Origin of the sequence: Pseudomonas sp. ML2-2023-3 (assembly GCF_037055275.1) — a bacterium.
Lineage (GTDB): Bacteria > Pseudomonadota > Gammaproteobacteria > Pseudomonadales > Pseudomonadaceae > Aquipseudomonas.
Map to the genome: position 1 here is coordinate 4649499 of NZ_CP146343.1, position 13386 is coordinate 4662884.

The window sequence follows — 13386 nt, forward strand, 5'->3', positions numbered from 1 at the left end:
GAACCTCGCGAAACTCGCTCAAACGCGTTAAACCGCCACGACTCGTACGCTGGCACCTTCGCCAACGCCCAGTGCTTCGGCCGCTTCCAGATCCAGCGTGACCGGCTTGCCCGGTGCCCAATCCAGCTCCAGCAACACCGCGCGGTAATCCTGCAACTGGGCATTGGCCACCAGGTACTGGCGACCGCCACCTTTGCTCAGCGTGCCGATCTTGACCGGCACCACACGGCTTTGGGCGATCGAGCGAATACCCGAAACCCGCGCATGCAGGGTTGGGCCGCCGTCGAAAATATCGATGTAATGATCGGTCTCGAAGCCTTCGCGCATCAGGATGTCGAAGGTAATCTGCGCCCGCGGATGAACCTGCCCCATGGCTTCCTGGGCAGTGTCTGGCAGCAGCGGCACGTAAATCGGGTAATGGGGCATCAGCTCGGCGAGGAAGGTGCGGCTTTTGAGCCCGCACAGGCGCTCGGCGGCGGCATAGTTCAAGTCGAAGAAGTTGCGGCCAATGGCGTCCCAGAACGGCGAGTCGCCATTTTCGTCGCTATAACCAACAATTTCGGTCACGACAGAATCGGCAAAGCGTTCCGGGTGGTTGGCCACAAACAGCAGGCGTCCACGGGAGTTGAGTTCCGACCAGGCCGAACCCACCAGCTGCGGGACCACATAAAAACTGGTCAACAGGCTGTTACCGGTCAGGTCATGGCACTGCGAGAGCACGTGGATCTTGTTGTGAATCTTCAGCTCGCGGGAGGCATGCACGAAGGTCTCGTTACGGAAGCTGTAAAACGGCTCCGAGTAACCGGCCGAGGCCACGATCGCCGAACACCCCACCAGCGTGGAGGTGGCGGTGTCTTCAAGGACGAAGAAGTAGCTCTCTTCACCGTTGAAACTGACTTCGGCGGCAAACGAGGTTTCGGACGCAGCGATCTTGTCGCGCAGGCGTTCGATATCGTCCGGCAATGAAGTGACACCAATCGGGCTGTCCGCAGCCAGACGCTGTACCTCGCCCAGATCAGCCATTTGCGCAGGGCGCATCACCAGCATGGTGTCACTCCTTAAATCCTTGAACTACATAGAGGGGGTGTGGAGCGGGCTTGCTCGCGATGGCATCAGCGCGGTTGTGCAGACAGACCGCGGTGCTGCCATCGCGAGCAAGCCCGCTCCCACATTAATTCGGTTCGACGCCCGGCAAGCCGGGCGTCGAGGTCACACTCAGGCTTGCGTCAGATTCTTTACGGCGCGCTCGAAGCGGTTCAGGCCCTCTTCGATATCGGCTTCTTCTACCACCAGGCTTGGCGCAAAGCGCACCACGTCGGGGCCAGCCTGCAAAATCATCAGGTTTTCTTTTTCGCAGGCGTTAAAAATGTCTTTGGCGCGGCCTTTCCAGGCATCGTTCAACACGCAGCCGATCAACAGGCCCATGCCACGCACTTCAGTGAACAGGCCGTATTGCTGGCCGATCTGCTCAAGACGGGTTTTGAACTGATCGTGTTTGGTTTTGACGCCAGCCAGCACTTCAGGGGTGTTGATCACATCAATCACCGCATTGCCCACCGCGCATGCCAGCGGGTTGCCGCCGTAGGTGGTGCCGTGAGTACCGACAACCAGATGCTTGGCCAGTGCTTCGGTGGTCAGCATGGCTGCGATCGGGAAACCGCCGCCCAGGCTCTTGGCGCTGGTCAGAATGTCCGGGGTCACGCCGTAATGCATGTAGGCAAACAGCTGGCCGGTACGGCCCATGCCGGTTTGCACTTCGTCGAACACCAGCAGCGCGTTGTGCTCGTCGCACAGCTCGCGGGCGCCTTGCAGGTAAGCCAGCTCGGCTGGCAGCACGCCGCCTTCACCTTGAATCGGCTCCAGTACCACCGCGCAGGTCTTGTCCGAAATGGCCGCTTTGAGTGCGTCAAGATCGTTGAACGGAATGTGGGTAATGCCGGTGATTTTCGGACCGAAGCCGTCGGAGTACTTCGACTGCCCGCCGACGTTCACGGTAAACAGCGTACGACCGTGGAAGCTGTTGAGTGCGGCGATGATTTCGTACTTCTCGCTGCCGAACCGATCAAAGGCCACACGACGGGCCAGCTTGAAGGCGGCTTCGTTTGCTTCGGCACCGGAGTTACAGAAGAACACACGCTCGGCAAAGGTCGAGTCCACCAGCTTTTTGGCCAGGCGCAGCGCCGGCTCGTTGGTGAAAACGTTGGATACGTGCCACAGGGTATTGGCCTGCTCGGTCAGCGCGCCGACCAGTGCCGGATGCGCATGCCCCAACACGTTAACGGCAATGCCGCCAGCGAAGTCGATCAATTCACGACCGGCCTGGTCCCACACTCGGGAACCGGCGCCGCGCACAGGAATAAAGGCTGCAGGCGCGTAGTTGGGAACCATGACCTGATCGAAATCGGCGCGTTGCACCGGGGCTTGCTCAACGGACATCGGAGTCTCCTGAAGAGGAACGCCTGCCTAAACTGGCGAGCGATGGGAGGATTGTAGGGACACACGGGGGGCACGCCTTGTCGCCAAGCGACAACTTCTTATAGCGCCCAACCATGATTTTCCAAGGCATTACGACAATGCGACATATTCCGTCACAAAGGCGCAGTTTAAACGCTGAGGCACTTTTACGGCAGCACTCTGGCGTTTTGTTTGCGCGAAAAGCGTGAGCGTTTCCAGAGCGGCTTAGGCGGACCGCTTTCGGGTGCCAAATGTGTATCGGCTGAACGCTGTTTATTGATCGGAACCCCAGTGGGTTGAGCAGGTATTTGCGCTTTTTTTCAGTCCCGGGCTGGCCGATCTTGATGGCCATTCTTCGAGGCAATTGCAAGGTGTCGACTTGGGCCAGGGCCTGGGCAACGACGCCAGGCTAATGCGCACCCTCTTGTTCCACTCTCTGAAAATGGACTCATCATGAGCAGCATTCCCGAAACCCCGCCGCCCCCCGAACAGCTGTTTCACTACAGCCCTCACTTCACCCATGTGAGCAAGGCCCTTCCGAGCTGGGCAGGGCACTTGAAAAACCCCGATTTGCAGCGCCTGAAAACAATCAAACCAACCCTGCACCGCTCCCTTGCAGCCCTCACCGCCACTCAAAACCGCACCTTCAAAAACACACTGACCGAGCGCTGGGCCGCGCACGGCGCTGTGAACCAGCAACTTGAGCACATCCTCGATGTGCGCGCCTTTGCCGAACCGTTGCTCAAGCGACTGATCAAGCAACGCCACGGCCTGGACCTGGACGTCAACCAGATCTACATCAACCTTTACATACCTACCTACCTGCCAGTGATCGGCCTTCGGGACAGCGGTGCTACAACGTGGCGCGTGTCGCTACTGGACGCCGCCCTGCACAACTTTGAACTGCATGAAACCTTGCCCTATGCCTACGAGCCTGACTCCGGCTATATCACTCGCCCCGACGAGCTGGGTCATTACAAACTCAGGGACGATATCACCGAAAAAATGCCGGTACTGGCCTTCACCGCCCTGTGCCGCGCACTCAACCTTGGCGCCCGCTATGACGCTCATTTGAGAACCCATCTGGGGCTCAATGACCGTGCCAGGCAATTACGGCTAAAAACCACCCTGGGCGAATGCCATCAGGCCGATCTCAAGGCTGACCTGCTCCATGGGGTTCTCACCCGGCAAATGCACGCGCCCCTGTACGAGTCTTTGAATGGCTTTATGAGCGGCACGAGCGACAAGTGGCTGACCTACAGCCTCTCGGTGTGCGCATTGGCGGCAGAAGGACCGGTCATCTTCATTCCCGAGCATCAGCGCTCCATTGTGGTGTACCTCCCCCACGATCCGCTGCACCCGATAAAAGAATACTCATCCATCGGTAGCTTTGTTGAGCACCTGACCGCACGCCTGAGCGCTGACGACTACCAGCATTTCTTTCGTCGTTTCATCCCTCACGAGCATCTGGCGACGTACTTTTCAGCATTGAAAAGAACCTACTTCCACATCATCACCGACACCCCCAATGCCCCCGACCTGGAAGACCGCGACTTCGGGGTCGGACAATCCCTGATCCCGATCGACAACCCCCTGCTCGATTGTTCGATTGAGCCGATCACTGAAGACCTGTGGGAAACCCTCTACAGCAGAAAGCTGGTCAGGATATTCAGTGACGCCAAGAGCATTGCCGTCTCTACCGACGCAGAAGACCGCAAGACCCGCCAGGATCGACTGGAGCGCTGGAAGCGCATCGGCCTGGCCCTGTTCAATGCGGCAGCCTTTGTCATCGCCCCGTTTGTGCCGGTGGTCGGCGAGCTGATGCTGCTACAAATGGCCTATCAACTGCTGGATGACGTCTATGAGGGCGTGCACGACTGGGTGGAAGGCCAGACAACCGAGGCCTTCGAGCATTTGATAGCAGTGCTGGAAAGCACAGTACAGGCAGGGCTGTTTGCCGCGGGAGGACACATCGTCAGTGACCTGCTGCCAAAATCGTCAGCCTTTGTAGAGGGCATGACACCCGTGACGGGCAGCGACGGCAACACCCGGCTATGGAATCCTGACATCAGCGTCTACAACCATGAGTTGAATGTGCCCGACAGCGTAGCCACTGACGAACTGGGCCTGCGGCACCACAACGATCAAATGCTGCTGACACTCAACAGCACCGGTCTGGCTGAACACACCCTGGTGCTTGAGAAAGCCGAAGGCGCGCAACAGTTCACCCTGCACCATCCCACTCGCCCGCACGCGTACCGGCCCAAAATCCTGCATAACGGCGAAGGGGCCTGGCTGATGGAGGGCGAGCGCCCGCAGACCTGGAAGGATGCCACCCTGATGCGGCGACTGGGGCATGCAACGGACGGACTCAGCGACACGGAGCTGCAAAACCTGCGACGTGTCAGTGCGACCTCCAATGGGGTCTTGCGCCGGGTACACATGAACAGCGAGAAGATCCCGCCCTTGCTCAAAGACAGCCTGACGCGCTTGAAGCTGCACAAACAAAACATCAAGGATATTGAGCATGTGCGCCAGGGCCTGACCACGTCAGAGAAGAGCAACTGGCTTGAAAGCCTGCCAACCGAGTTGCAAGGCTGGCCTGAGGAAAAGGCACTAGCCATCTACTCGGATCAAACTCTGTCCGGCCAGCCCCATGTGTACGGCAACCGTGACGCCCTGCCTGAAGACACGTTGAAAATATCCCAGGGCGAGGTCAAGCAGGGACAGCTTTGGCCACTGATTGTCGACAGCCTCGACTCAAGCCAGCTCAACGCATTGCTGGGCCCCGAGACCGTCAAGGCGGATGCCGTGAAAGCACTCCACGCCAAAGTGGCCGATTACGCCTATCAGCGCCGGGAAGATATTTTCAACCACACCTACGCCAAAGAGCGACTCACACATAGCCCCCAGGCCCGCTTGATTGAAACCGCCTTTGCGCAGCTTCCCGCCCCCGCGACCCAGGCCATGCTCGATACCGCCAGCACCCTTGAAAAGAAAGACTTGCTGATGGGTCATAACCTGCCGCTACGGATCAGGAACCTGGCCACGGAGCTGCAAATCCAGACAAGGATCGCCCACGCACAGGAGGGGCTGTTTGAAGAAGACCTGGTCAGCCCCGACGCCGAGAAAGCCGCCATTAACACGCTGAGAATGCACACCGACGCCATCAGCGACCTTAAGCTCGATGTTCGTGAATCAGTCGTGGACGGGGCTTTGCGCCATGCCCATCACCCGGAGGGGGCCAGTCAGTCACGAGTCATCGTGCGGCTGGGGCCGGGCAAGTACGAAGTTTATGATGAGCATGGGGCTTTGCTCCACCCGGCCTCGGGCTTCTACAGCGCCCTTCAGAAATCACTGCCCGAGACCAGCCTTGAACACGTGAGATCACACCTCAAGCCTGGGCAAAACTTCAAGCAATGGCTCATCGAAAAATACCAGCTCAACAATCAGGTGCGAACCGCCCTGGAGTTTGGTAATGCCAATCGCTCCGTGACCCTGGAGACTGAAACGCTACTGCGCGGCATCGGCAGCAGCCATATAGATCCCAACTCCCCGTCCAGCCCCCTGAAAAACCAGGTCAGAGCGCTTTACCCGATGCGCGATGAGGCCGAAATCGGGCTGATAACCGCACGCATCAACACCGAACAGGCGTTGACCCAGCTCAATGTTCTTATGGATGAAAAAAACCTGTTGTTTCGCGAACTGGATGAGTGGGTACAGTCGCCCCGCGCCAGCTCAGCATCAGACACCAACGGCCTCGAAATTCACGAAACCCGCAAATATGTCAGTGCCAGGATCAAGGACTCATGGCACACGGCAGATAAACCACACATCAATAAGGCCGGCAGAATCGAGATACGTGCAGTGCTCGACTTTAGCCACGCCGAGCTGGGCGCTATCGAACTCGACAGCCTGAACTTGAGCAGCCCCTTGCGTCATGTCGCCGGGCTGTTTCTCGATGATTGCCAGTTGTCGTCCTCCAGTGAAGAGTTCCTGAATCACTTTCCGAACCTGCGGGTGCTTTCTCTGGCGTCCAATCAGCTGGAACGCTTTCCACCAGCCCTGACCAGGCTGCGCCGACTCAGGCAATTGACACTCCCCAACAACAAGCTGGTGATGACCCGCGAGGCACAGGATCGTCTCAATGGCCTGACGCGGCTTTTGCATCTGGACCTGAGTAACAATCCCCTTGGACAACCTCCGGCCATTGGGATAACGTCGAAAAAGAGCACGGATCCCAGGGCTTTTTTGAAGTCATTTCCAGAATGGAAGTCCAGCCAGAGGTATTTGAGACCGAAAGTGACAGGATCAACTATGAAGAAGCCTGGGAGGATCTGGCCAGCAAAGTGTGGCGACTGATCGATGCCGCCCATAACGATACCCTTATGCGCGAAAAACTCTTCACCCTTGCCAGCGCCCCCACACATTGCGCGGATGCCGGGGCACAGATTTTCAATGCGATGGGCCTTGAGGTCATGGCCTACGAATACTACGAAGCAGCAACCCCTGCCAGGGAACTGAAAAACAACCTCATCACCCTGGCACGGGGCAAGGCCCGGCTGGCGAAAATCCATGATATCGCCCGCGCTGATGTCGCTCAGCGAGTAAAGCCTGTCAGCGAGGGCGGCCTGGGCTTGAGGTTCAGCTCTGAAGTCATCGATGGTGTACCCGGCACCGTGGATGAGGTCGAAGTACACACCGGCTATCAGGCTCGCCTGAGCTCCAGCCTCGAACTGCCCTGGGTGCCCAATTACATGGTGTACCGCCTCACCGCAGGGGTGGGGAACGCAGAATTTACGCGGGCCTACAACCTGATCAAGGAGGGCGAAAAAGGTGATGGCCTGGTTAACCAGATCCTGGCAGAAGCGCCGTTCTGGGAAACATACTTGAACAAAACCTATCCGGGACCGCTTGAAGACAACGCACGGATATTCGACGAGCGCGTGGACTGGCTAAACCAGTTGCTGGAACTACAAAACGCCTGGATCAAGTCACAGGAGCAACTGCAAAATCGCGATCCGGTGTTGAGAGCTTCGCTGGTAGAAATAGCCGCAAAACTGAAGGTCACTGAAGCTGAAGTGCTGACCCAAGAGCCCCTCAGCGACAGCCTGTATAACCGGATTTACCTGCAACTCGCCGATGAGCGCCTGGAAGTAAGCCGGAATATGACCCGCATCGCCCTTGCCCAGGCCAAGCGGCTCTGACTTCAGCCACGCTCGGCAGGAGCCGAAGACAACTCGAACGGGCTGCTGCTTCGGCGCTGATTGCGGTCTTCACGGGGTGTCGCGCCAAAGAAGTTGCGATACGCACTGGAGAAATGCGGCCCCGATGAAAAGCCGCAGGACAAGCCGATCTGGATAATCGACTTGCTGGTTTGCATCAGCATTTGCCGAGCCTTGTTCAGGCGCAGTTCCAGGTAATACTGGCTAGGCACGCGGTTGAGGTATTGCTTGAAAATCCGCTCCAACTGCCGACGGGATACGCACACATGCTGGGCGATTTCGTCGGTGGTCAGGGGTTCTTCGATGTTGGCCTCCATCAGCAACACGGCCTGGGTCAGCTTGGGATGGCTGGAGCCAAGACGGTTTTGCAGCGGAATACGCTGGCGCTCGCCACCTTCGCGGATGCGCTCCACCACCAGCTCTTCGGACACCGCACCGGCCAGTTCAGCCCCGTGATCGCGAGCCAGAACAGCCAGCAACAAATCGAGCACCGACAACCCGCCACAGGCGCTCAGACGATCACGGTCCCAGTCAAACAAGTGACTGGTGGCAATCACCTTGGGGAAACGCTCGGCAAAATCGTCCTGCCAGCGCCAATGCACTGCAGCACGATAACCATCAAGCAAACCTAATTGCGCCAGCGGATACACCCCGGCCGACAGCCCGCCAATCACACACCCTGCCCGCACCAGTTGCTTGAGCGCACTGCTCAAGGCCGGAGCCAGGGTGGTCGGGGGCTCATCAGCCAACAGGAACAGCTTTTGGCAGCCTTCAAGCTTGCCGTTCCAGGGCTCGCCGGGCAATTTCCAGGCGCCCTCGGGCGCAGGTTCTGCCTGCAGGAACAACAACTCGTAGACGACTTCAGGATGCACGCGCTGAGCAACACGCAACGCTTCCTCGGCCAGCGCCAGGGTCAAGGCTTTGGTGCTGGGCCAAATGAGGAAACCAATTCGATGGGCGGTCATAGCGTGCTATCCGGAACGAAAACGGGAATAAAACATGTGCACCTGACCTAAGCCAACTGCGCTGGATGCGGAGCATGACCTATTTTGGTGCACAGAGGCAGTCTTAAAATTGCAGTTACTTCAAGCTGCCCGACAGAAACTGCTGCAACCGCTCACACTGTGGATTAACCAGCACTTCACGGGGGTTGCCGCTTTCCTCAACAATACCTTTGTGCAGGAATACCAACTGGTTCGACACTTCACGGGCAAAGCCCATTTCGTGGGTCACTACCACCATGGTCCGGCCTTCCAGAGCCAGGTCCTGCATCACCTTCAGCACATCACCCACAAGCTCCGGGTCGAGGGCCGAGGTCGGCTCATCAAACAGCATGACCTCAGGCTCCATCGCCAGTGCGCGGGCAATCGCCACACGCTGCTGCTCACCGCCGGACATATGCCCCGGGTAGGCATCCTTGCGATGGGACACACCTACCTTGTTGAGGTAGTGCTCGGCTTTTTCACGGGCTTCGGATTTGGTCATCCCCAGCACATGCACCGGCGCTTCCATGATGTTTTCCAGTGCGGTCATGTGCGACCACAGGTTGAAATGCTGAAACACCATCGACAAACGCGAGCGCATGCGCTGCAGCTGCTTGGGATCAGCGGCCTTGAGAGCGCCGTCCTTGTTGGCAATCAGCTTGAGCTCTTCGCCATTGAGCAGGATCTTGCCGGCATGGGGCTGCTCGAGCAGGTTGATGCAACGCAAAAAGGTACTTTTGCCGGAGCCACTGGAGCCGATGATGCTGATCACATCGCCTGCCTTGGCGGCCAGTGAAACGCCTTTGAGCACTTCATGACTGCCATAGCGTTTATGCAGGTCTTGGACTTCAAGTTTGTACATGCTGTCGGTTCTCACAAAAACAGTCAGTCGTTGAGCAAGCGCCCGTGGCGCAAAGGCTCGCGCCCCGCCACTTTAGCCAGCCAGAAACCGGGTTGGGCATAACGCAGTCGCTCAACGGCAAATAACACGCCGGAGGTGCCTGCGCATACCGTACTGACCCGGTCAGATATAGGATCAATCACTTCGAACAGCGGCTCGCCAGTCTCTACCCAGGCGCCCACCGGTCGTAAAAAACTCACCACACCGGGGTGCGGTGCAAATAACAGCTCAGTGCCTTCAAACGGCATCCCTTCGCACGTTTCATACTGCGCAGAAGGCCATTGGCCCGTGATCAGCCCCTGCTCGGCCAGAAACGCCAGAATGCCCTCGGCATAAGCTTCGGCCTCTGGGCGTCCGGTGTCGGCCTGCCCTCCCAGCTCCAGCGTGGTCGACATGCAAGCCAAAGGGATCTGCGCGTCGCTGAACTGGCGCTGCAACCGCAACCAGGGCACCGAACAGGCTTCATCGAAGGAACTGCCGCCCGAATCTTCGGCCAACAGCCCTACACGCACATCCAGCTGCGCAGCCAGAGAACGCCACTGCGGCCAATGCTGAGGCAAGGCGTACATGTGCAGTGCGGCGTCGGTCTCGCAATGCAAGTCGAGCACAATGTCAGCACTGCAGGCATGGCTGAGCAGCACACGCTGCATACCTTGCAACTGACTGGTCGCAGGGGGCAGTTCAGACAATACATCCATCATCGCCTGACGGATCAGTCGGGTGTTGGCGTGGGGGTCATCCCCCAGGCACCCGGCCAGTCTCTGCGCTACCGGCTCGCTCAACTCAACGAAATCACGGTTGAAATTCTTGCCGCTGCCAAACTCAAAGCGCCCCTGATGGCTGCCCTGCAGCAATTGGCCAAGCCCCAGGGGATTGGCCACGGGCACCAGCTCGATCACACCGTTCAAGGCGCCTTGTGCTTCAAGCTCGGCCAGACGTTTCTTCAGCTCCCAGGCACACCGCATGCCCGGCAGTTCGTCGGCATGCAAGCTGGCCTGGATATAGGCCTTGCGCTCACCTGCACCGAAACGAAACACCGTCAAGTGGCGCTCAGAACCCAGGGTACTCCACGGCAACACGTGATCAATACGTTCCATGGGTCAGGCCTTGCGCGGGGCCATGTAGCCCAGCCAGCGGCGCTCGGCCAGTTTGAACAGGCGCACCAGAATGAAGGTCAGGCACAGGTAGAAAGCACCTGCCGTGATGTAGGCCTCAAACGGCAAGTAGTACTGCGCATTGACGGTACGTGCAGCGCCCGTAATGTCGATGAGGGTCACGATGGAGGCCAGACTGGTGGTCTGCAACATCATGATCACTTCGTTGCTGTATTGCGGCAGCGCCCGGCGCATGGCCGACGGCAGCAAAATACGGCGGTACATTTTGGACCGCGACATCCCCATGGCCTTGGCCGCCTCAATCTCGCCATTAGGCGTGGCCCTGAGGCTACCGGCAATGATTTCTGCAGTATAGGCGCTGGTGTTGATAGCAAACGCCAGGCATGCGCAGAAGGTTGCGCTGGACAGCAGTGGCCACATGAAGCTGTCACGAATGACTTCGAATTGGGCCAGGCCGTAGTAGATCAAAAACAGCTGTACCAGCATCGGCGTGCCGCGAATCACGTAGGTAAACAGCCAGGCCGGGAAGTTGACCCACGCCTGCTTGGAAACCCGCATCAGCCCCAGTGGCACTGCTGCGAGCAGACCGAAAAAGAGTGAAATGCCCAGCAATTTCACGGTTTCCAGCAGCCCGCTCAAGTACAGCGGCATGCTGGCCCAGATGACGTTGTAGTCAAAGATCATAGCTCAGCCGCCCTTACGCCTACCGAGTAGCGCTTCTCAAGTTGTCGCAACGCCAGCAGCGAAACACTGGTCAACACCAGATACATCGCTGCTACGGCCAGGAAGAAGGTGAACGGCTCGCGGGTGGCATCAGCCGCCTGCTTGGCCTTGAACATCATGTCTTGCAAGCCGACCACCGAAATCAGGGCCGTGGCTTTGGTCAATACCAGCCAGTTATTGGTAAAGCCCGGAATCGCCAGGCGAATCATCTGCGGCACCAATACCCGGAAAAACACCTGAAACGAACTCATGCCATACGCCATGCCGGCCTCAGCCTGCCCCTTGGGGATGGCCATGAACGCACCACGAAAGGTTTCGGACAGGTAGGCACCGAAAATGAAGCCCAGGGTGCCGATACCGGCCGCCAGCGGATTCAAGTCGATATAGTCGTCGTAGCCCAGCATCGGCGCCACGCGATTGAGCAAATCCTGGCCACCGTAAAAAATCAGCAAAATCAGCACCAGATCGGGAATCCCGCGGATTACCGTCGAATACAGATCGCCCATCCAGGCCAGCCAGCGTACCGGCGACAAGCGTAACGAAACACCGATCAGACCTAGAACAATGGCCAGGGCCATGGACGACAAGGCGAGCTGAAGCGTCAGCCAAGCGCCATCGAGGATGACAGCCCCGTAGCCTTTCAACATGATTCAGGTCCTCAGAAATGGGGATGAAAAAATGGCGCAAACTTCAGAGAATCTGTTGCTTGCGCCATTTCGGACTTACCGCTGCGATGTATTACTGACCGTAAATATCGAAGTTGAAGTATTTGTCCTGGATTTGCTTGTACTTGCCGTTTTCACGGATAGCGGTAATTGCAGTGTTGATCTTGTCTTTGAGGGCATCGCCCTTGCGCACTGCGATACCTACGCCGTCACCAAAATATTTGACGTCGGTGAATGCCGGACCTGCAAATGCATAGCCTTTACCCGCCGGGGTTTTCAGGAAACCGTCTTCGAGCAGGGTGGCGTCTGCAACGGTGCCATCAAGGCGGCCCGCTTCTACGTCCAGATAGATTTCGTTCTGCGAACCGTAAGGAACAACGGTTGCACCTTTAGGCGCCAGAACTTCCTTGGCGAAACGGTCGTGGATCGAACCGCGCTGTACGCCGATTTTCTTGCCCTTGAGCTCTTCAAGGTTATCGCCGACCACAGTGCCTTCCTTCATCACCAGACGTGCCGGAGTGAGGTAGTACTTGTTGGTGAAATCAACCGACTTCTTGCGGTCTTCGGTAATCGACATCGAGGACAGGATGGCATCGATCTTGCGCACTTTCAGCGCAGGGATCAGACCGTCGAATTCTTGTTCGACCCACACACACTTGACCTGCATCTGCTCGCACAGAGCATTACCGATGTCGTAGTCAAAACCCACGATACTGCCATCCGGGGCCTTGGAGGCGAACGGAGGGTACGCCGCTTCAATACCAATCTTCAGAGGTTTATCAGCAGCAAAAGCCTGCAGGGACAGCACGGACAGTGCCAGGGCGCCAAGAAGCACGAGTTTCTTCATCTTAGGACTCCATCGGTAAAGGGCAATAAATGCAGAGTGAGCCTAGGCCCAATATGCGGAGGTTAAACCGGGAATGCGGCGCCACGTCCTACTGGCGTTGCACTGGGATCAGCACAACAACGACGAGCGAGTGATCGGCATTCTAACGACAGGCTTCAAGCCGTAATTTCTTCAATGCGACAACTAATTACAGATGCACCGAAAAAGGCGACCCTAGGCATTGACAGCTCTCCAAAATAATGCAAGAGCAAAAGATGTAGAACCTATATGAGTTGCAAATAGCGGGCCTATTATTCGCAAACCCTTCTATTCCGGCAAGTGTAGCGTTTCATCTTATTTTATGACGGGCTGAAAAGGGCTCTAAATCAGTGCTTTGGGTATCGCAAAGCCCCACCTTGGAGCAGCCGGTTACACATTCGGTAACACTGAGGGCCTACACCTACAGGAGCAACCGTCTTACTGGCCCTAAATGC

10 protein-coding genes are annotated in these 13386 nt (G+C 57.6%); 2 read left to right on the top strand and 8 right to left on the bottom strand.

The genetic code is table 11. The features are described 5' to 3' along the window. Positions 1–27 precede the first annotated feature (27 nt). Positions 28–1047: an arginine/ornithine succinyltransferase subunit alpha gene (aruF, locus tag V6P94_RS21470; RefSeq protein ID WP_133077313.1), complete on the bottom strand. Its 1020-nt coding sequence runs from the start codon at positions 1045–1047 to the stop codon at positions 28–30. A gap of 168 nt (positions 1048–1215) precedes the next feature. Continuing rightward, positions 1216–2436 carry an aspartate aminotransferase family protein gene (locus V6P94_RS21475; protein WP_326397503.1) on the bottom strand — a complete coding sequence of 407 codons (1221 nt, stop codon included), beginning with the start codon at positions 2434–2436 and terminating at the stop codon, positions 1216–1218. 471 nt (positions 2437–2907) lie between these two features. On the opposite strand from V6P94_RS21475, the gene V6P94_RS21480 reads away from it, so the two are divergent. Next, positions 2908–6816 (top strand): dermonecrotic toxin domain-containing protein, encoded by a 3909-nt coding sequence (locus V6P94_RS21480; protein WP_338648668.1) that lies wholly within the window; start codon positions 2908–2910, stop codon positions 6814–6816. After that, positions 6714–7661 carry an NEL-type E3 ubiquitin ligase domain-containing protein gene (locus tag V6P94_RS21485; RefSeq protein WP_326399002.1) on the top strand — a complete coding sequence of 316 codons (948 nt, stop codon included), beginning with the start codon at positions 6714–6716 and terminating at the stop codon, positions 7659–7661. Before V6P94_RS21480 ends, V6P94_RS21485 begins: the two co-directional genes overlap by 103 nt. 2 nt (positions 7662–7663) lie before the next feature. Here the strand turns inward: V6P94_RS21485 and argR are convergent, their stop codons facing one another. The 6 genes from argR to V6P94_RS21515 form a co-directional block, all read right to left on the bottom strand. After that, positions 7664–8644, bottom strand: a complete 981-nt coding sequence (gene argR, locus V6P94_RS21490) for a transcriptional regulator ArgR (protein WP_133077309.1) — start codon at positions 8642–8644, stop codon at positions 7664–7666. A gap of 115 nt (positions 8645–8759) precedes the next feature. Next, entirely contained in the window at positions 8760–9524 is a 765-nt protein-coding gene (locus V6P94_RS21495) for an ABC transporter ATP-binding protein (RefSeq protein WP_019823425.1), read from the bottom strand. A 23-nt stretch (positions 9525–9547) separates the two neighbouring features. Next, positions 9548–10660: a succinylglutamate desuccinylase/aspartoacylase family protein gene (locus tag V6P94_RS21500; RefSeq protein WP_338648669.1), complete on the bottom strand. Its 1113-nt coding sequence runs from the start codon at positions 10658–10660 to the stop codon at positions 9548–9550. A 3-nt stretch (positions 10661–10663) separates the two neighbouring features. Further along, the gene (locus tag V6P94_RS21505) at positions 10664–11362 is read right to left on the bottom strand and encodes an ABC transporter permease (protein WP_016782124.1); all 699 of its coding nucleotides are present in this window, start codon (positions 11360–11362) and stop codon (positions 10664–10666) included. Next, positions 11359–12048 carry an ABC transporter permease gene (locus tag V6P94_RS21510; RefSeq protein WP_133077307.1) on the bottom strand — a complete coding sequence of 230 codons (690 nt, stop codon included), beginning with the start codon at positions 12046–12048 and terminating at the stop codon, positions 11359–11361. Before V6P94_RS21510 ends, V6P94_RS21505 begins: the two co-directional genes overlap by 4 nt. Before the next feature lie 91 nt (positions 12049–12139). Next, entirely contained in the window at positions 12140–12913 is a 774-nt protein-coding gene (locus V6P94_RS21515; protein ID WP_133077306.1) for an ABC transporter substrate-binding protein, read from the bottom strand. Positions 12914–13386: the final 473 nt, after the last annotated feature.

Bases quoted from the DNA above. Each gene is read 5' to 3' on its own strand.
- aruF (WP_133077313.1), bottom strand. From the start codon at position 1,047: ATGCTGGTGATGCGCCCTGCGCAAATGGCTGATCTGGGCGAGGTACAG.
- V6P94_RS21475 (WP_326397503.1), bottom strand. From the start codon at position 2,436: ATGTCCGTTGAGCAAGCCCCGGTGCAACGCGCCGATTTCGATCAGGTC.
- V6P94_RS21480 (WP_338648668.1), top strand. From the start codon at position 2,908: ATGAGCAGCATTCCCGAAACCCCGCCGCCCCCCGAACAGCTGTTTCAC.
- argR (WP_133077309.1), bottom strand. From the start codon at position 8,644: ATGACCGCCCATCGAATTGGTTTCCTCATTTGGCCCAGCACCAAAGCC.
- V6P94_RS21495 (WP_019823425.1), bottom strand. From the start codon at position 9,524: ATGTACAAACTTGAAGTCCAAGACCTGCATAAACGCTATGGCAGTCAT.
- V6P94_RS21500 (WP_338648669.1), bottom strand. From the start codon at position 10,660: ATGGAACGTATTGATCACGTGTTGCCGTGGAGTACCCTGGGTTCTGAG.
- V6P94_RS21505 (WP_016782124.1), bottom strand. From the start codon at position 11,362: ATGATCTTTGACTACAACGTCATCTGGGCCAGCATGCCGCTGTACTTG.
- V6P94_RS21510 (WP_133077307.1), bottom strand. From the start codon at position 12,048: ATGTTGAAAGGCTACGGGGCTGTCATCCTCGATGGCGCTTGGCTGACG.
- V6P94_RS21515 (WP_133077306.1), bottom strand. From the start codon at position 12,913: ATGAAGAAACTCGTGCTTCTTGGCGCCCTGGCACTGTCCGTGCTGTCC.